The organism is Ideonella sp., from assembly GCF_041914305.1.
Taxonomy (GTDB): Bacteria; Pseudomonadota; Gammaproteobacteria; order Burkholderiales; family Burkholderiaceae_C; genus Ideonella.
This window is the reverse complement of the sequence record NZ_JAYSDQ010000032.1, coordinates 17,108-35,807: the sequence shown is the minus strand read 5'-3', so window position 1 is coordinate 35,807 and position 18,700 is coordinate 17,108. Positions and strand designations below refer to the sequence as shown.

18 protein-coding genes are annotated in these 18,700 nt (G+C 67.3%); 14 read left to right on the top strand and 4 right to left on the bottom strand.

Annotated features, from left to right (window positions below; all coding sequences use genetic code 11):
* From ACE3SG_RS28175 to ACE3SG_RS28140, 8 genes are all read left to right on the top strand, one after another.
* A partial coding sequence (locus tag ACE3SG_RS28175; protein WP_374569588.1) for a methylmalonyl-CoA mutase family protein occupies positions 1-1,223 on the top strand: 1,223 nt, incomplete at its 5' end.
* A gap of 8 nt (positions 1,224-1,231) precedes the next feature.
* Positions 1,232-1,690, top strand: a complete 459-nt coding sequence (locus tag ACE3SG_RS28170; RefSeq protein WP_374569587.1) for a GNAT family N-acetyltransferase — start codon at positions 1,232-1,234, stop codon at positions 1,688-1,690.
* Positions 1,691-1,760: 70 nt separating this feature from the next.
* A complete protein-coding gene (gene meaB, locus ACE3SG_RS28165) occupies positions 1,761-2,777 on the top strand; it encodes a methylmalonyl Co-A mutase-associated GTPase MeaB (protein WP_374569586.1) in 1,017 nt (338 codons plus the stop codon).
* Between the two features lie 21 nt (positions 2,778-2,798).
* The gene (locus ACE3SG_RS28160) at positions 2,799-4,331 is read left to right on the top strand and encodes an acyl-CoA carboxylase subunit beta (RefSeq protein WP_374569585.1); all 1,533 of its coding nucleotides are present in this window, start codon (positions 2,799-2,801) and stop codon (positions 4,329-4,331) included.
* A 7-nt stretch (positions 4,332-4,338) separates the two neighbouring features.
* A complete protein-coding gene (locus tag ACE3SG_RS28155) occupies positions 4,339-5,124 on the top strand; it encodes a YdcF family protein (protein WP_374569584.1) in 786 nt (261 codons plus the stop codon).
* A 32-nt stretch (positions 5,125-5,156) separates the two neighbouring features.
* Positions 5,157-5,288 carry a hypothetical protein gene (locus tag ACE3SG_RS28150; protein ID WP_374569583.1) on the top strand — a complete coding sequence of 44 codons (132 nt, stop codon included), beginning with the start codon at positions 5,157-5,159 and terminating at the stop codon, positions 5,286-5,288.
* Positions 5,281-7,344: an acetyl-CoA carboxylase biotin carboxylase subunit gene (locus tag ACE3SG_RS28145; protein ID WP_374569582.1), complete on the top strand. Its 2,064-nt coding sequence runs from the start codon at positions 5,281-5,283 to the stop codon at positions 7,342-7,344. The genes ACE3SG_RS28150 and ACE3SG_RS28145 overlap by 8 nt, the downstream gene beginning before the upstream one ends.
* An 11-nt stretch (positions 7,345-7,355) precedes the next feature.
* Positions 7,356-7,832 (top strand): VOC family protein, encoded by a 477-nt coding sequence (locus ACE3SG_RS28140; protein ID WP_374569581.1) that lies wholly within the window; start codon positions 7,356-7,358, stop codon positions 7,830-7,832.
* Positions 7,833-7,846: 14 nt separating this feature from the next.
* Here ACE3SG_RS28140 and ACE3SG_RS28135 read toward each other — a convergent pair whose 3' ends face one another.
* Both ACE3SG_RS28135 and ACE3SG_RS28130 read right to left on the bottom strand, forming a co-directional pair.
* Entirely contained in the window at positions 7,847-8,164 is a 318-nt protein-coding gene (locus ACE3SG_RS28135) for an HU family DNA-binding protein (protein WP_374569580.1), read from the bottom strand.
* 190 nt (positions 8,165-8,354) lie between these two features.
* Entirely contained in the window at positions 8,355-10,400 is a 2,046-nt protein-coding gene (locus ACE3SG_RS28130) for an alpha/beta hydrolase family protein (protein ID WP_374569579.1), read from the bottom strand.
* A gap of 132 nt (positions 10,401-10,532) precedes the next feature.
* Between ACE3SG_RS28130 and ACE3SG_RS28125 the strand changes: the two genes are divergently transcribed.
* Positions 10,533-12,443, top strand: a complete 1,911-nt coding sequence (locus tag ACE3SG_RS28125; RefSeq protein ID WP_374569578.1) for a propionate--CoA ligase — start codon at positions 10,533-10,535, stop codon at positions 12,441-12,443.
* A gap of 62 nt (positions 12,444-12,505) precedes the next feature.
* Here ACE3SG_RS28125 and ACE3SG_RS28120 read toward each other — a convergent pair whose 3' ends face one another.
* The gene (locus tag ACE3SG_RS28120; protein WP_374569577.1) at positions 12,506-13,609 is read right to left on the bottom strand and encodes a matrixin family metalloprotease; all 1,104 of its coding nucleotides are present in this window, start codon (positions 13,607-13,609) and stop codon (positions 12,506-12,508) included.
* 46 nt (positions 13,610-13,655) lie between these two features.
* Positions 13,656-14,612, bottom strand: a complete 957-nt coding sequence (locus tag ACE3SG_RS28115; protein WP_374569576.1) for a hypothetical protein — start codon at positions 14,610-14,612, stop codon at positions 13,656-13,658.
* Positions 14,613-15,113: 501 nt separating this feature from the next.
* On the opposite strand from ACE3SG_RS28115, the gene ACE3SG_RS28110 reads away from it, so the two are divergent.
* Genes ACE3SG_RS28110 through ACE3SG_RS28090 form a run of 5 tightly spaced genes read left to right on the top strand, consistent with a single transcriptional unit; the run spans position 15,114 to position 18,658 of the window.
* Positions 15,114-16,046 (top strand): LysR family transcriptional regulator, encoded by a 933-nt coding sequence (locus ACE3SG_RS28110; protein ID WP_374569575.1) that lies wholly within the window; start codon positions 15,114-15,116, stop codon positions 16,044-16,046.
* A gap of 52 nt (positions 16,047-16,098) precedes the next feature.
* Positions 16,099-17,511 carry a 3-isopropylmalate dehydratase large subunit gene (gene leuC / locus ACE3SG_RS28105; protein WP_374569574.1) on the top strand — a complete coding sequence of 471 codons (1,413 nt, stop codon included), beginning with the start codon at positions 16,099-16,101 and terminating at the stop codon, positions 17,509-17,511.
* A gap of 16 nt (positions 17,512-17,527) precedes the next feature.
* A complete protein-coding gene (locus tag ACE3SG_RS28100; protein WP_374569573.1) occupies positions 17,528-17,662 on the top strand; it encodes an entericidin A/B family lipoprotein in 135 nt (44 codons plus the stop codon).
* A gap of 10 nt (positions 17,663-17,672) precedes the next feature.
* Complete coding sequence (gene leuD / locus ACE3SG_RS28095; RefSeq protein WP_374569572.1) at positions 17,673-18,320, top strand: 3-isopropylmalate dehydratase small subunit; 648 nt, start codon at positions 17,673-17,675, stop codon at positions 18,318-18,320.
* Positions 18,321-18,343: 23 nt separating this feature from the next.
* Positions 18,344-18,658, top strand: a complete 315-nt coding sequence (locus ACE3SG_RS28090; protein WP_374569571.1) for a hypothetical protein — start codon at positions 18,344-18,346, stop codon at positions 18,656-18,658.
* The last annotated feature ends 42 nt before the right edge of the window (positions 18,659-18,700 follow it).

Genomic DNA, 18,700 nt, shown 5'->3' with positions numbered 1-18,700 from the left:
AGAACCCCAAGAGCCTGATGCTGCGCACGCACTGCCAGACCTCGGGCTGGAGCCTGACCGAGCAAGACCCCTACAACAACGTGGTGCGCACGACGATCGAGGCGATGGCCGCGGTGTTCGGCGGCACCCAGTCGCTGCACACCAACTCGTTCGACGAGGCGATCGCGCTGCCGACCGAGTTCAGCGCCCGCATCGCGCGCAACACGCAGCTGATCATCCAGGAAGAGACCCACATCACCAACGTGGTCGACCCGTGGGCCGGCAGCTACCTGATGGAAAGCCTGACCCAGGAGATGGCCGACAAGGCGTGGTCGATCATCGAAGAGGTCGAGGCGATGGGCGGCATGACCAAGGCGGTCGACTCCGGCTGGGCCAAGCTGAAGATCGAGGCCAGCGCAGCCGAGAAGCAGGCCCGCATCGACTCGGGCAAAGACGTGATCGTCGGCGTCAACAAGTACCGATTGGCCAAGGAAGACCCGGTCGACATCCTCGAAGTCGACAACGTGATGGTGCGCGAGCAGCAGGTGGCGCGCTTGCAGCAGATCAAGTCGTCGCGTGACACCGCCAAGGTCCAGTGCGCGCTGGCGGCGTTGACCAAGGCGGCACAGTCCGGCCAAGGTAACCTGCTGGACCTGAGCATCCAGGCCATCCGCCTGCGGGCGACCGTGGGCGAGGTGAGCGACGCGCTGGAGGTGGTCTATGGCCGCCACCGCGCCGACATTCAAAAGGTGACCGGTGTGTACGCTGCTGCCTACGACTCTGCCGAAGGTTGGGAAAAGCTTCAGGGCGAGATCGCGGCCTTTGCCGACGCCGCCGGCCGCCGCCCGCGCGTGATGATCGCCAAGCTGGGCCAGGACGGCCACGACCGCGGCGCCAAGGTGGTGGCCACGGCGTTTGCCGATCTCGGCTTCGACGTCGACATGGGCCCGCTGTTCCAGACGCCCGAAGAGTGCGCGCGCCAGGCGATCGAGAACGACGTGCACGCGGTCGGCATCAGCACGCTGGCCGCGGGCCACAAGACGCTGGTGCCGGCGATAATCGAGGCGCTGAAGAAGCAGGGCGCCGACGACATCATCGTCTTCGTCGGCGGCGTGATCCCGCAGCAGGACTACCGCTTCCTCTACGAAGCCGGCGTGAAGGGCATCTACGGCCCGGGCACGCCGATACCGGCCAGCGCGAAAGACGTGCTGGAGCAGATCCGCCAGGCACAGGGCGTGGCCTGAGCACGCCGATGTCCGCATCCCCTGACCGGCCCGAACTCGCCCTGTCGCCCGCGGGCGATGGCGACTTCGAAGCGCTGATGTCGCTGCGCTTGGCCGCGATGCGCGAAAGCCTCGAGCGGCTGGGCCGCTTCGACCCGCAGCGGGCCCGCGAGCGCCTGTCGCGTGGCTACCAGCCGGCGCACACGCGCCACATCCTGCGCGGGGGCGAGCTGGTGGGCTTCGTCGTGGTCGTGCCGCGCGAAGATGGCTGGCAACTCGACCACCTCTACGTGCACCCCAGTGCGCAGCGCGAAGGCGTGGGCTCGTGGGTGCTGGAGCAGGTGCTGGCCGAGGCCGACGCCGTGCACATGCCGGTGTCGGTGACGGCACTGAAGTACAGCGACGCCAACCGTTTCTACCAGCGCCATGGCTTCGAGCTGCAGGCCGAAGGCGAGTGGGACTGGTTCTACCTGCGGGCGGCGAGATGAGCGTTGCACGGCCGCTCCGAAAACGATCGCTCCCCCTTTCGGGAATGGCCCGCAGGGCCAAGGGGGCGCGATGAGCCTGGCCGACGCGGACCAGGCGTTGCTCGAACAGCTGCTGCACGGCGAGGCCGCGCCGCGCCGGCGCGCGATCGCCAAGACCATCACGCTGCTCGAATCGACGCGCGCGGACCACCGGCTGCGCGCCGACGAGCTGTTGAACGCGCTGCTGCCGTCGACCGGTCGATCGTTCCGCCTGGGCATCTCGGGCGTGCCCGGGGTCGGCAAGAGCACCTTCATCGAGGCGTTGGGCCTGTACCTGATCGGCCAAGGCCACCGCGTGGCGGTGCTGGCGGTCGACCCGTCGTCCAGCGTGTCGGGCGGCTCGATCCTCGGCGACAAGACGCGCATGGAGCGCCTGTCGGTGCACGAGTCGGCCTACATCCGGCCCAGCCCATCGAGCGGCACGCTGGGCGGCGTGGCCGAACGCACGCGCGAGAGCCTGCTGGTCTGCGAAGCGGCGGGCTACGACATCGTGATCGTCGAGACGGTGGGCGTTGGCCAGAGCGAAACCGCGGTGGCCGGCATGACCGACATGTTCGTGCTGATGCAGCTGCCCAATGCCGGCGACGACCTGCAGGCGATCAAGAAGGGCGTGATGGAGCTGGCCGACCTGGTGGTGATCAACAAGGCCGACATCGACGAAGCCGCGGCGACGCGCGCACGGGCGCAGATCACCTCGGCGCTGCGGCTGTTCGGGCTGCATGGCCACCCCGATCATGCCCACCACGATGCCAACGTCTGGCACCCCAAGGTCATTCAACTGAGCGCGCTGAAGTCCACCGGGCTGGCCGAGTTCTGGCAGACCGTCAGCGGCTACCGGCAGGTGCAAACCAGCAGCGGGCGCCTGGCCAGGCGCCGCCACGCGCAAGACGAAGCGTGGATGTGGGAGCGCATCGACGCCGGCCTGAAAAGCCGCTTTCGCGCCCACCCGGCCGTGCGCGAGCAACTGGCCGGCCTGCGCACCGAGGTGCGCGAGGGCACCTTGGCCGCATCGGTGGCGGCACGCCGCCTGCTCGACCTCTTTCAATAGTTTCCGAGGAGAACTTTCGACATGCACGACATCCAGCAGATGCTCGAACAGATGCGCGCCAAGGCACGCCTGGGCGGCGGCGAGAAACGCATTGCCGCCCAGCATGCCAAGGGCAAGCTGACGGCACGTGAGCGGCTCGAGCTGCTGCTCGACGAAGGCAGCTTCGAAGAGTGGGACATGTTCGTCGAACACCGCTGCGCCGACTTCGGCATGGCCGACAACAAGATCCCGGGCGACGGCGTGGTCACCGGCTACGGCATGATCAACGGCCGCCTGGTCTTCGTCTTCAGCCAGGACTTCACCGTGTTCGGCGGCGCCTTGAGCGAGGCCCACGCCGAGAAGATCTGCAAGGTGATGGACCAGGCGATGAAGGTCGGCGCGCCGGTGATCGGCCTGAACGATTCGGGCGGTGCGCGCATCCAGGAAGGTGTCGCGTCACTCGGTGGTTATGCCGACGTGTTCCAGAAGAACGTGCTGGCCTCGGGCGTGATCCCACAGATCAGCATGATCATGGGCCCGTGTGCCGGCGGCGCCGTGTATTCGCCGGCGATGACCGACTTCATCTTCATGGTGAAAGACTCGTCGTACATGTTCGTCACCGGCCCCGAGGTGGTGAAGACCGTGACGCACGAGGAGGTGACGGCCGAGGAACTGGGCGGCGCCGTCACCCACACCGGCCGCAGCGGCGTGGCCGACCTGGCATTCGAGAACGACGTCGAGGCGCTGCTGATGCTGCGCCGCTTCTTCAACTACCTGCCGCTGAACAACAAGGACAAGCCGCCGGTGCGCCCGAGCGGCGACCCCGCCAGCCGCGTGGACGAATCGCTCGACACGCTGGTGCCCGACAACGCCAACAAGCCCTACGACATGAAGGAGCTGATCCTGAAGGTGGTCGACGACGGCGACTTCTTCGAGATCCAGCCCGACTACGCGCAGAACATCGTCATCGGCTTCGCCCGCATGGAAGGCGCCACGGTGGGCGTGGTGGCCAACAACCCGATGGTGCTGGCCGGCTGCCTGGACATCAAGAGCTCGATCAAGGCGGCGCGCTTCGTGCGCTTCTGCGATGCCTTCAACATCCCGGTGATCACCTTCGTCGACGTGCCCGGCTTCATGCCCGGCACGGCGCAGGAATACGGCGGCATCATCAAGCACGGCGCCAAGCTGCTCTACGCCTATGCCGAGTGCACGGTGCCCAAGGTCACCGTCATCACCCGCAAGGCCTATGGCGGCGCCTACGACGTGATGGCCTCCAAGCACCTGCGCGGCGACGTCAACTTCGCCTGGCCCAACGCCGAAATCGCGGTGATGGGCGCCAAGGGCGCCGTGGAAATCATCTTCCGCGAAGACAAGGGCGACCCGGCCAAGCTGGCCGCGAAGGAGGCCGAATACAAGGCCCGCTTCGCCAACCCGTTCGTGGCCGGCAGCCGCGGCTACATCGACGACGTGATCCAGCCGCACGAGACCCGCAAGCGCATCTGCCGCTCGCTGATGATGCTCAAGGACAAGAAGCTCGAGAACCCGTGGCGCAAGCACGGCAACATCCCTCTGTGATCTGTTGATGGACCGGCGAGCGAACAACTGGCGGTGGATCGGCGGTGCGTTGGGTGCGCTGCTGGTGGCCGACGCGCTGCTGCTGATGGCCGACGGGCTTTTCAGCCTGGGCGTGACCTTGCCGTTGATGTTCGGCGTGGTGCTGGTGGCGCTGGCTTGGCGCTGGCCGCGCGTGCAGCCGTGGTTGTCCAGGCAACCCGGCCGGCGCCGCGCATGGCGCTGGGGCTGGGCGGTGATTGGTGCGTGGGCGGCGAGCGTTGCCGTCTTCTGGGTGGTGCTGGCGCGTTCGGCGACCGATGTAGTGACGGCCGACGCACCGGCGGCGATCGTCGTGCTGGGTGCCGGCGCGCCGAACGGGCGGCCATCGCCGACCCTGCTGGCACGGCTGGACGTGGCGCTGGCCCAGGCTGCGCGCTTTCCCGAGGCGCCGGTGGTCGTCAGTGGCGGGCTCGATTTCAGCGGGCGCATCAGCGAGGCCAAGGTGATGGGCGACTACCTGCGGGCCAAGGGCCTAGCGCCTGATCGCATCGTGCAAGAAGAACGCAGCACCAGCACCGAAGAGAACCTGCGGTTCACCCAGCCCTTGCTGGCCGCCCGCGGCATCGACGCCGATGCGCCGGTGCGGCTGGTGACCAGCGACTTTCACACCATTCGGGCACGCTGGATCGCCCGCCGCGCCGGCTACGCCCGCGTGCAGGCGGTGGGCGCGCCGACGCCGCTGTACGTCCGCTACAACGCCTGGCTGCGCGAGTATTTCGCCTTCGTCAGCGGGTTCGTGTTGCGCGAGTTCTGAGCGCAAAGATTCAAGAAAACATTGGAGCCATGATGTTCAAGAAGATCCTCATCGCCAACCGCGGCGACAAGGTCCGCGAAGCGGGCGTTTCGGTGAAGCCAAATGGCACGGTGCGCGAAGCGCACGCAGGCGATGTCGACCCGATGGAGAAGGCCTATGTTTAAGAAGATCCTCATCGCCAATCGGGGCGAAATCGCCTGCCGCGTTATCAAGACGGCCCGCAAGATGGGCATCAAGACCGTGGCGGTCTACTCCGAGGCCGACAAGGACGCCCGCCACGTTGAGCTGGCCGATGAGTCGGTGCTGCTGGGTGCCGCGCCCAGCCGTGAGTCGTACCTCGTGGCCGACAAGATCATTGCCGCGGCCAAGCAGACCGGCGCCGAGGCGATCCACCCGGGCTACGGCTTCCTGTCCGAGAACGAAGCGTTTGCCAAGCGCGTCGAAGAAGAGGGCATGGTCTTCATCGGACCGAAGCACTATTCGATCGCGGCGATGGGCGACAAGATCGCGTCGAAGAAGCTTGCGAACGAGGCCAAGGTCAACACCATCCCCGGCTACAACGATGCGATCGCCACGCCCGAGCAGGCGGTGGAGATTGCCAAGGGCATCGGCTACCCGGTGATGATCAAGGCCAGCGCCGGTGGCGGCGGCAAGGGCCTGCGCGTTGCGTTCAACGACAAGGAGGCTTTCGAGGGCTTCTCGTCGTGCCGCAACGAGGCGCGCAACAGCTTTGGCGACGACCGCGTCTTCATCGAGAAGTTCGTCGAGGAGCCGCGCCACATCGAGATCCAGGTGCTGGGCGACGGGCATGGCAACGTGGTCTACCTGCACGAGCGTGAATGCTCGATCCAGCGCCGTCACCAGAAGGTGATCGAAGAGGCGCCGTCGCCGTTCATCAGCGACGCGACGCGCAAGGCGATGGGTGAGCAGGCGGTGGCGCTGGCCAAGGCGGTGAAGTACCAGAGCGCGGGCACGGTCGAGTTCGTGGTCGGCAAGGACCAGAGCTTCTACTTCCTCGAGATGAACACCCGGCTGCAGGTGGAGCACCCGGTCACCGAGTGCATCACCGGGCTGGACCTGGTCGAGCAGATGATCCGCGTGGCAGCGGGCGAGAAGCTCGGCTTCACCCAACAGCAGATCAAGCGCGAGGGCTGGGCGATCGAGTGCCGCATCAATGCGGAAGACCCGTTCCGCAACTTCCTGCCGTCGACCGGCCGGCTGGTGAAGTACCAGCCGCCGGCACAGACGCTGGAAGCCTCGGTGCCGACGCTGCAGGGCGAGGCGCCGATCGGTGGCGTGCGGGTGGACACCGGCGTCTACGAAGGCGGCGAGATCCCGATGTTCTACGACTCGATGATCGCCAAGCTCATCGTGCACGGCAAAGACCGCAACGACGCGATCCGCCGCATGCGCGAGGCACTGAACGGCTTCGTGATCCGCGGCATCTCGAGCAACATCCCGTTCCAGGCGGCGCTGCTGGCGCACCCGAGGTTCGTCTCGGGCGATTTCAACACCGGCTTCATCGCCGAGCACTATGGCCAGGGCTTCCGGGCCGAAGACGTGCCGCACGACGACCCGCTGTTCCTGGTGGCGCTGGCGGCTTTCGTACGGCGCAAGGCGCGCGAGCGTGCGGCCGGCATCAGCGGGCAGTTGCCCGGCCACGGGGTCGAGCATGCGCCAGACCTGGTGGTCGTGGTGCTGGGCGCCCAGGGCCAGCACCAGCACCACGCGGTGAAGGTAAGTAATTTCGACGCCGCGGGCGGCTCGGCCGACGTGCATGTGGGCGGCCGCCACTACGCGATCCAAAGCCACACCAAGCTGGGTGAGGTGCTGATGAGCGGCCGCTGCAACGGCCAGCCGTTCTCGGCCCAGGTCGAGCGGGGGTCGGCCAAGCAGCCCTTGGCGATGCGCCTGGCCCACAACGGCACGCAGATCGACACGCTGGTGCTGCTGCCGCGCGCGGCCGAGCTGATGAAGCTGATGCCCTACAAGGCGCCGCCGGACCTGAGCAAGTTCCTGCTGTCGCCGATGCCGGGCCTGTTGGTCGATGTGGCCGTGGCGCCGGGGCAGAAGGTGCTGGCCGGCGAGAAGCTGGCGGTGATCGAGGCGATGAAGATGGAGAACATCCTCGTCGCGGTGCAGGACGGCGTGGTGGGCGAGGTGCTGGCGAAGAAGGGCGAGAGCCTGACCGTCGATCAGCCGATCATCGCGTTTGCCTGAGGGTCGGCACCATGAGCAACACCAAACCGTTCCGGATCCTGGGCATCCAGCAGATCGCGATCGGCGGCCCCAGCAAGGACAAGCTCAAGGCCCTGTGGGTCGACATGCTTGGCCTGACGGTCAAGAGCACGTTCGTCAGCGAGCGCGAGAACGTCGACGAGGACATCTGCGCGATGGGCGAGGGCGTTCATGCGGTCGAGGTCGACCTGATGCAGCCGCTGGACCCGGACAAGAAGCCGGCCGTGCACACCACGCCGCTGAACCACGTGGGGCTGTGGGTCGACGATCTGCCGAAAGCGGTGGAATGGATGACGGCGAACGGGGTTCGCTTTGCGCCGGGCGGGATCCGCAAGGGTGCGGCCGGTCACGACATCTGCTTCATCCACCCCAAGGGCAACGACGAGTTTCCGTTGGGGGGAGAAGGCGTTCTGATCGAACTGGTGCAGGCGCCACCCGAGGTGGTGGCTGCGCTGCGGCCGGCCGGCTGAGCGCCGGCGGCGAATCAGGCCTCGGCCTTGGCCTTGGCGCCCTTGGCCTTGGCCTTGCCGTTCGGCGGCACTTCCTTCGGGGCCGGCTTGGCGGCGATGTAGGTCACCTTGCGGACGACCTTGGCTTCGGCGCCTTCGCCCTTGGTGACTTCGTTGACCTTGAAGCGGCCCAGCATCGGCACGGTCAGGTCACCCTTCTCGACCGCGGTCACGTTTTCGCGGATGACCGTCAGCACGGCCTTGACGATTTGCTCGGCCTTCTTGTCGGCCAGCTCGCCGATGATCTTGGCGTCTTTGGCACGCACGGCCGCAATGATTTCAGAGGGCTTCAATTCAGTGACTCCTTCGGTGATGACAGGGGATGGCTGGCGATGTTCGCTTCTCATGCGCCGCCATACGCAAGAGTTGGTCCAGCTCGGGCCGGGCGGGCGCCACAGCAGTTGGCCGGCGGGGCATTGTCCTCGCCTTGGCGGCCCAAACCGAAGTAGCAAGAAGTAACCGGGCGCAATTGGCTCGGCGTTTTCATGGAGCCGGCGCCAGATGGCGGGCCAGGAAAGCCTCGACGCGGCGGTAGTAGTCGGCCCGATCGGCGGGGATGACAAAGCCGTGCCCTTCGAGCTCGTAGACCTTGTAGTCGACGTTGACGCCAGCCGCCTTGGCCGCCTTGACGAACTTCTCGGCGTGCTCGATCGGCACTCGGCGGTCCTTCGCGCCCTGGGCCAGCAGCACCGGCACCTTGATCTCGCCGGCGCGCAGCAGCGGTGACACGGTGCGCAGCACGTCCCGATCGGCCTCGGGGTCGCCCATGAGCACGGGCAGCGTGTAGTGTCGGGTCTGGTTGCTCAGGTCGCTGCCCCAGGCGTTGTAGCGCAGCTCGATGTCGGTCACGCCGGCGAAGCTGATGGCACAGCGGTAGGCGCCCGGGTGGCGGATCGGGCCCATCAGCGCCGCGTAGCCGCCATAGCTGGCACCCATGATGCAGACCCGCTTGTCGTCGACCAGGCCTTGCTTGGCGGCCCATTGCACGGCGTCGGCCAGGTCGTCCTGCATCGCCTGGCCCCATTGCTTGATGCCGGCACCGAAGAGCTTGTCGCCGTAGCCGGCGCTGCCGCGGAATTCGGGCTCGATGACCCGGTAGCCGCGTGAGGCCAGGAACTGCGCCTCCTGGTCCCACCCCAGGTCGCTGCCGCGCACCCAGGGCCCGCCGTGAACGAGCAGCACCGCGGGCAGTTTGTCGGTCGGCTTGGTGCCGGCCGGGTGGGTGACGTAGACGGGGATGTCCAGCCCGTCGCGGGCCGCAAAACGATGGAAGCTGCGCCGGCCTTGCGACGCCTCGCTCAACCAGGGCCGGGCCGCGCCGATCGGCTCGACCTTGCGCTGCTCTCGGTCGTACAGGTAGTACTCACCGGGAAAACTGTCGGACCACGAATGGACGACGAGAAAGCGGCTCGAGTCGCAACGGCCGCAGGAGATCTGGTTGAAGCGGCCGGGGGGCAGGGCGGCGTCCAGCCCCTGCTGCAGGCGGTGCATCTCGTCGTCGAACCAGTAGCTTTGCGGCCGGTCGGTGAGAAAGTGGATGCCCGACAGGTGCCCGGTCTTGCTGTCGCCTTCGAATGTTGCGACCAGATCGAAGCCCTTGACCGCCACCAGGGGCTCGGCACCCAGGCGGCCGGTCTTCAGGTCCAGCGCGTACAGCGCCGCCTCGCCGGCGCCGTGGTGGGTGGACACGATCAGCCGGCCGGGCTCGAGCGAGCGGGGGAGGTAGACGGCGCTGCTCAGCGCATCTTCGTCTTGCAGCAAGGCCCAGGGGCGCTCGGGCGATTCGCGCCAGTAGAGCTTCGAGCGGCCGTCCCAATCCGTGCGCACGACGGCCGGGTCGCCGTTGGCGCCGCGAAGCCAGCTGACCACGTGGTCGAGCCCGCTCAGCGGGAACGCCTTCAACGCGCCGGTGCTGGTGTTCAGGCGCGCCAGCGTCTGGCCTGTCGGTTCGCGTTGGCTGTTGCGCTTGGTCTCGTGGACCCAGACGTCGTCGCTGCCATCGTCGATGGTGCGGTCCCAGTCCCAGTTGATGTCGAGCACGCGCGAGGTGATGTGCGTTGCCTCCTTGACGTGGAAACCGCGCCACGCGATCAGCTGGCGCGACTCGCGCCCATCGTGGTTGACCGCGAAAGTGCCGGCGCGGTTGGCCCGCACCTCCACACCGTCGTCGAAATCGAACGCCTCGTAGATCAGGCGGTTGTCGTTGACCCAGCCGTATCGGGTGATGTCGGCATCGCTGAAGGCGGCCACCACGCGGGGTGGCTGGCTGGGCGGCAGGTCCATGACCGCCAGGCGGTTGTGCCCTTCGGGTGACGGGATCAGCAACGCCAGGCGCCGGCCGGACGGCGACAGCTGCACATGGCCGATGGCCGACGGTTTGACGAACTCGTCGACGCTGGGCGGTGCCGCTCGCGCGACGGCGACGGCCAGCAACGCTGCGACACCGGCGACCAGCCGGCCGATGACCGTGGTGGCCGCGGTCGCCGCCTTGGCCGTGGGGGCTGGCAAGGCTGAATTGACGTGGAACATTCTTCTCCCTCGGTGAACCTGCTATTTTCTTCGGCTCACGCAGCCTGGATGCGACGCCCATGTCGAGCCTGACAGAAGCATGTCAGCCTGCTGCGATGAAATTCACGACCACACCGCCGACAGGAGCATGGGATGAGCACGACCTACGCCGATTTCTACCGCCGCTCGATCGATGATCGCGACGGTTTCTGGCGTGAGCAGGCGGCGTTGATCGACTGGCACCAGCCGTTCGACCAGGTCTGCGACTTCAGCAACCCGCCGTTCGCCCGCTGGTTCGTCGGGGGCACCACCAACCTCTGCCACAACGCGGTCGACCGGCACCTGAAGGACAGGGCGGGCCAGAACGCGCTGATCTTCGTCTCCACCGAGACCCGGCAGGAGCGCGTCTACAGCTACGCCGAGCTGCACACCGAGGTGCAGCGCATGGCGGCGAGCCTGCAGGCGTTGGGCGTCAAGCAAGGCGACCGGGTGCTGGTCTACATGCCGATGATCCCCGAGGCCGCGTTCGCAATGCTGGCCTGCGCGCGCATCGGCGCGATCCATTCGGTGGTGTTCGGCGGCTTTGCCAGCGTCAGCCTGGCCGATCGCATCGACGATGCCGAGCCGGTGCTGGTGGTCAGCGCCGATGCCGGCTCGCGCGGCGGCAAGGTGGTGGCCTACAAGCCGCTGCTGGACGAGGCGATTGCGCTGGCCAAGCACAAGCCGGCCAAGGTGCTGATGGTCGACCGCGGGCTCACGCCGTTCAGCAAGGTGGCCGGGCGCGACGAAGACTACGCCAGCCTGCGCGAGCAGCACCGCGACGCCCAGGTGCCCTGCACCTGGCTGGCGTCGACCGAGCCCAGCTACACGCTCTACACCTCGGGCACGACCGGCAAGCCCAAAGGGGTGCAGCGCGACATTGGCGGCTACGCGGTGGCGCTGGCGGCCAGCATGAAGCACATCTTCTGCGGCCAGCCGGGCGAGACCTATTTTTCGACCAGTGACATCGGCTGGGTCGTCGGCCACAGCTACATCGTCTATGGCCCGCTGATCGCCGGCATGGCGACGATCATGTACGAAGGCTTGCCCACGCGCGGCATGGACGGCCCCGACGCCGCTATCTGGTGGAGCCTGGTCGAGAAGTACAAGGTGACGGCGATGTTCAGCGCACCCACGGCCGTGCGCGTGTTGAAGAAGCAGGACCCCGAGGCGCTGCGCAAGCACGACCTGTCGTCGCTGCGGGCGCTGTACCTGGCCGGCGAGCCGCTGGACGAGCCGACCGCCACGTGGATCGCCGAGGCGCTGGGCAAACCGATCATCGACAACTACTGGCAGACCGAAACCGGCTGGCCGATCCTGACGATCTGCAACGGGGTTGAAAAAGCGCCGAGCAAGTTCGGCTCGCCCGGCAAGGCGGTCTACGGCTACGACGTGAAGCTGATCGACGAGGCGACCGGCGAAGAGCTGAAGGCGCCGAACCAGAAGGGCGTGGTCGCGATCGCCGGCCCGCTGCCGCCGGGCTGCATGCAGACGGTGTGGCGCGACGATGCACGCTTCGTCAAGACCTACTGGTCCAGCATCCCGGGCCAGCAGTTGTACTCGACCTTCGACTGGGGCATTCGCGACGAGGACGGCTACTTCTTCATCCTGGGCCGCACCGACGACGTGATCAACGTGGCCGGCCACCGGCTGGGCACGCGCGAGATCGAAGAGAGCATCTCCAGCCACCCGAACGTGGCCGAGGTGGCGGTGGTCGGCGTGGCCGACCAGCTGAAGGGGCAGGTGGCGATTGCCTTCGTGGTGCTGAAAGACCCGGCCCGGGCCGCCGACGCGGCCGGCGCGCTGAAGCTCGAAGGCGAGGTCATGAAGGTCGTCGACGAGCAGCTCGGCGCGGTCGCCCGGCCGGCGCGCGTGCGCTTTGTCTCGGTGCTGCCCAAGACGCGCTCGGGCAAGCTGTTGCGCCGGGCGATCCAGGCGGTCTGCGAGGGGCGTGACCCCGGTGACCTGACCACGATGGAAGACCCGGCAGCGCTGCAGCAGGTGAAGGACCTGATGGCCTCTTGAGACGCATGGGCCCCGATGCCTCCCGGCGCGAGGGCCCATGCTGCGCTTGAACAAGCGCGTGCTCAGTTGACGCGGATGGGGATGTAGGTCGCGTTGTTCTCACGCAAAGCATCGGGCACGATGTTGCCGCTGTCCACGACGGTGCCGACCCAGTAGTTCCCGCCGCTGACCAGGTCACTCGGGATCGTCACGGCCCGGCGGTAGGTCAGCACGTCGCCGCGCGAGAGCGTCATGCCGTAGTTCGTGCCCAGCCAGCGGTCACCGGTCGTGATGTAGTCGTCCGATGACAGGTACCAGCTGGTGTCCACGGTCTGGGTGTCGCGGCCGTTGTTCTCGTAGGTGAACTCGACCTGGACCACCTGGCCCTTGTTGACGCGGTAGCCGGTCTCAGTGCCGACCGTGACCGTTGGCAGCACGACGCCTGAAGCGTCATAGACGGCGGTCCTGACGTGGCGCGAGTATTCGCCGCTGGCGTACGAATACTTCCAGTGCGCGACGCCCAGGTCTTGCCAGCTGTACGACCAGGGGCCGTAGAGGTAGGTTGCGCCGTCGGCGGCGTCTTCGCCCAGGTAGCCGTGCGCCGCGGAGCCGTTGGCCCAGATGTGCTCGAAGTCGGCGCCCATCACGTTGTATTCGGTGTTCACGTGCAGCAGGCCGAGCGCGTGGCCGAACTCGTGGACGCCGGTGCCTTGCAACTGGCGGCCACCGCCGCCGTACCTGATCAGGCTGTACTTCCACTCGTCGGCCGTCCATTGGAAGGGCGAGTTGTAGTCGAAGATCACGTCGGCTTCGTCGCGGTGCGAGACCACGCCGAAGAACCAGTAGCAGGTGTCGTACCAATAGGTGATGGCGGGCGAGCCGTTCAGGATGCCGGCGTCGGTGGTGCCCCAGGTTTCGCTCTGGCCGTTGCCCAACCCCAGCCCGTCGGTGTCGGTGGTGGTGGAGAAGTAGAACGGCGTCGGGTTCTGGTTGGTCAGGTTGACCGCGCGCTGCAGGCCGTTGCGCCAGTAGCCGTCGGGGAAGCTCACTGGGCTGACGCGCACCTGCGGGCCGTTGGTGGGCCACTTGACGGGCACGCCCATGCAGGAATTGACGCGGTAGGCGAAGGCGGAAGAGGCGCTGAGGCACGCCAAGGCGGCCGCAGCGAGTGTCAGTCTTGCTTTCATGACAGTGCTTTCGAATGTGGTTTCAAGGCAAAGGCTCGAGCGGTGCTCACTGCTGCTTGAGTTGGGTGAGGGCTTCGGCGTCTTCTGCCGCGCTGCGGGCCGGGGTGGCGCGGGTGGCGCGCACCTTCGGCGGGACGGCGGCCTGCGTGGACGGCGCCGCGATGCGGGCTTGCGCGTCGATGCTTTCGAATGCCGCACTGCCTTCGGCGCTGGCCACGTGCAGGCCAGCCAGTTTCGAGACGAAGCTGTCGGCCGACATCGTGCGGCCGGTGGTTGGTGCCGCCGTGCCGCTTTGCTGGCCTGGCCCGTGGCCGCCACGGTCAGCCGCCGAGCGGCCGCCGTCGATCGTCGACATCTCGATCATGGCCGGCGCCTGCGCTTCGTAGCGCTGGCGTGCCTCGGCGACGGACAGGCCCTGGCTGGCGATGGCCTGGCGCGCCTGTGCGTTCTTCATCAGCGCGTCGAACGACGGCCGCGGGAAGCGGATGGTGCTCAGCTCGGCCGGCGTTTCGCCGCTGGCGACGACGCGGTCCGACTCGACACGCAGCACCGGGACGCCGGTGCCGTCGTACACCAGCCCGTTCAGCACCCGGAAGCGCCCGTCTGCGCAGCCGGCCAGCGCGCAACCCTTGCTGCCGTTGTCGCGCACGAACAGGATGTCTTCGTCGCCCAGCTGGAACACCGGCACGTTGGACGCCTGCATGAAGCGGCCGCGGCCATCCGGGCCGCCAACGAAGCGCAGGGTGAACGACGCCGCGCCGACGCTGCCCTGCAAGGGCTTCACGACATCGAAGGTGACGATCGTGTGCGGCACGCCGGTCTGACCTTTGACGGCCTCGGACTGCGCGTATTCGACCTTGCTGACGCGGCTGTGCACGATGAAGCGCGACGCAGCGGCCAGTTCATTGAGATCTGCAGCCGCGGCGGGCGCAGAAGCGGCGATGCCACCGGTCAACAGACAGGCGACGGCAAGCGCCGAGAGGGGACGACCTCGGTTCAACATGGAATTTCTCCCTGGAGGAAATGAATTGCCCGCATCGGGTTGCAAGGCAGTGAAGGCCTTGTCAGCGACTCGAGGTACGGCTGCAGACGGCTTCTTCCCGAAGGCCGTTGCGTCCTCGACGCTGACGAGGTGCGGGGCGGTGAAGACAGCAACGCCCCGTGAAAAGAACTGTAGGTCGAGGGCCTCGGCGCGCTCATCCCTTCGAGTAGGGAGCGCGGGGGCTGAGACTAGGGGTGGGTTTGCGCAGGCGCGAACGCCGTAAGAACGCCCATGCGTGGCCGACCAACGCGCGAGGCGAAAGCGGCGCTATCCTTCGTGAACCGCGAAGCCTTGCTTGGCCACTTCCGTGCACGCAAGGCCAAGCCTTCGTTCACCATTGATACCGCGATGGGCTGCTGGCGCCGGGCTTACCGGTTGGGCGCCAGCCCCGACCGTCGGCCTGACACGGGCCTGTTCGGTGCGGGTGAAGGCGGGCTGTCGCACCCCCGATTTCCGTTTGTCATGCGCTTCGACCTCGTCACCCTGAACCTCGTGCTTGCGATCGCCGAAACCCACAGCATCACGCGGGCGGCGGAGCGTGAGCACTTGGCGCTGGCCGCTGCGAGCAAGCGGCTGAAAGACCTGGAGACGCGCCTGGGCGTGCAGCTGTTCGAGCGGCGCGCCCGGGGCGTCGAGCCCACCGAGGCGGGCCGGGCGCTGGTGCGCCACATCCGCAGCTTGAACGCGTCACTGCATGCGCTGGAAAGCGAGGTGGTCGAGTTCAGCCGTGGCATCAAGGGGCACTTGCGCATCGCCGCCAACGCGGCGGCGATTGCCGAGGCGCTGCCGGCCGACTTGGCGGCGTTTTCGCGCGAGCACCCGCAGATCCGCATCAGCCTTGAAGACATGACCAGCGCAAACGTGCAACAGGCCGTGGCCGAGGGGCGCGCCGACGTGGGCGTGTTCGCGCCGCCGTTGACCGACCAGCGCCTGGCCACCTGGCCTTACCGGGCCGGCGAGCTGGCGGTGGTGCTGCCGAAAGGGCATGCCTTGGCCCGCGGGCGCGGCGGCCTGCGCTTCGATGCGCTGCTCGACTACGACATGGTCGGCCTGCACATCGGCGCCTCGGTGCACGAGATGATGCTGCAGCGGGCGCTGGAGCGGGGCCGCACGCTCAACGCCCGGCTGCAGGTGCGAGGCTTCGATGCCATCGCCCAGCTGGTGGGCGAGGGCCTGGGGGTGGCTGTGTTGCCGGCCGTGGTGGCCGAACGTTTTGCCAAGCTGTTCGCGATCAGCGTGCGGCCGCTGGCCGAGCCCTGGGCGCGCCGGCGCTACCTGCTGGCGGCGCAGGCCCAAGAGGTGCTGCCGACGGTGGTGCAGCGCTTCGTCGATCGCCTGGCCGGGCTGGCGGCGGCGGCCGAAGCCGGCGCCGCCCACACCGCCCCGAATCCCTGACAATTCACCTTCTGGCCGCGCACCCGGCGGCCGCCTGAATGAAAAGCCTGCCATGACCGCACGCACCCTGTACGACAAGCTGTGGGACGAACACGTCGTCCACACCGAAGAAGACGGCACCGCCACCCTCTACATCGACCGCCACCTGGTGCACGAGGTGACCAGCCCGCAGGCCTTCGAGGGGCTCGACATCGCGGGCCGCAAGGTCTGGCGCCTGTCGGCCAACCTGGCGGTCAGCGACCACAACGTGCCCACGACCGACCGCTCGCACGGCATAGCCGACCCGATCTCGAAGCTGCAGGTCGACACGCTCGATGCGAACTGCGACCGCTTCGGCATCACGCAGTTCAAGATGAGCGACAAGCGCCAGGGCATCGTGCACGTGATCGGGCCCGAGCAGGGCGCCACGCTGCCGGGCATGACGGTGGTCTGCGGCGACAGCCACACCAGCACCCACGGGGCCTTCGGCGCGCTGGCGCACGGCATCGGCACCAGCGAGGTCGAGCATGTGCTGGCCACGCAGACGCTGCTGGCCAAGAAGGCCCAGAACATGCTCGTCAAGGTCGAGGGCGCATTGCCCCGCGGCTGCGGCGCGAAAGACGTGGTGCTGGCCATCATCGGCAAGATCGGCACCGCAGGTGGCACCGGCTACACGATCGAGTTCGCCGGCTCGACCATCCGGGCCTTGAGCATGGAAGGCCGCATGACGGTGTGCAACATGGCGATCGAGGCGGGCGCACGCGCCGGCCTGGTCGGCGTGGACGACACCACGATCGAGTATGTGAAGGGCCGGCCGTTCTCGCCCAAGGGTGTCGAGCTGGAGCAGGCCATTCGCCACTGGCGCACGCTGCACACCGATGCCGGCGCGCATTTCGACAAGGTGGTCGAGATCGACGCGACGCAGCTGCGGCCGCAGGTCACCTGGGGCACCTCGCCCGAGATGGTGCTGTCGATCGAAGACCGCGTGCCCGACCCCGACAAGGAAAAAGACAGCGTCAAGCGCGGCGCGATCGAGCGTGCGCTGCAGTACATGGCGCTCGAGCCGAACAAGCCGATCGCCGACATCCGCATCGACAAGGTCTTCATCGGCTCGTGCACCAACAGCCGCATCGAAGACATGCGCGAAGCCGCCGCGGTGGTGCAGCGCGTGGGTGGCCGCATCGCCGGCAACGTCAGGCTGGCGCTGGTGGTGCCGGGCTCGGGCCTGGTCAAGGCGCAGGCCGAGGCCGAAGGGCTGGACAAGGTCTTCAAGGCGGCTGGCTTCGAATGGCGCGAGCCGGGCTGCAGCATGTGCCTGGCGATGAACGCCGACCGGCTTGAGCCGGGCGAGCGCTGCGCGTCGACCAGCAACCGCAATTTCGAAGGCCGCCAGGGCGCCGGCGGCCGCACCCACCTCGTCAGCCCGGCGATGGCTGCCGCAGCCGCGATGGCGGGGCATTTCGTGGACGTGCGCCGCGTGTCCTGACGAAGGAGTGGGGATCATGAAGAAGTGGTGGATCACCCTGATGACCTTGGCGTGGCTGGGCTGGCTGTCCGGCTGCAACACGATGGAAGGCTTTGGCAAGGACATGCAGAAAGCCGGCGAAAAGATCGAAGACGCGGCGAAGAAAAAGTAGGAACCGAGCGATGCAAGCCTTCACCCTTCACAAGGGCCTCGTGGCCCCGATGGACCGCGCCAATGTCGACACCGACGCGATCATCCCGAAGCAGTTTCTGAAGTCGATCAAGCGCACCGGCTTCGGCCCGAACCTGTTCGACGAATGGCGCTACCTGGACCAGGGCGAGCCGGGCCAGGACCCGGCCACGCGCAAGCCCAACCCGGATTTCGTGCTGAACCAGCCGCGCTATGCCGGCGCGTCGGTGCTGCTGGCGCGCGACAACTTCGGCTGCGGCTCCAGCCGCGAGCACGCGCCGTGGGCGCTTGAGCAATACGGCTTTCGCGCGCTGATCGCGCCGAGCTTTGCCGACATCTTCTTCAACAACTGCTTCAAGAACGGCATCCTGCCGATCGTGCTGCCCGAGTCGCAGGTAGCGCGGCTGTTCGACGAGGTCCATGCCTTTGCGGGCTACCAGTTGACGATCGACCTGCCGCGCCAGGTGGTGGTCAAGCCCGATGGCAGCGAGCTGCCGTTCGACGTGCAACCTTTCCGCAAGTACTGCCTGGTCAATGGCTTCGACGACATCGGGCTGACGCTGCGCCACGCCGACAAGATCCGTGCGTTCGAGGCCGAGCGCCTGGCGCGCATGCCCTGGCTGAACCAGCGCGTGCTCTGAGCTTGGGCCTCCGCCGGTCGCCGATGTTGCCGCGCTGGTTCCAGCGTCTGGTGCTCAGCCGCGTCTGGCTGAGCTTCGTGGTGCTGGGCCTGAGCTTCTTCGCCTTCGGCGTCGGCTCGCTCAACCTGTTCTACCTGCTGCGCGCCAACACCAACCTGGTGCTCGAGAACGGCTGGATGGCACTGGCCGACGGCGGCGCCGAGCAACTGCTGGAGTTGCTGCTCACCGGCTACCTGTCGATGGCCGCCTACGTGGTGTTCAAGGCCTGTGAATACCGGCTCGCCCACTGGCTGGGCGACCCACCCAAAGACCACGGGGCTGGGACCGATGCACATTGACCTGCGCTGCCACGCGCACGAACAAGATTTCTTCTTCAAGGA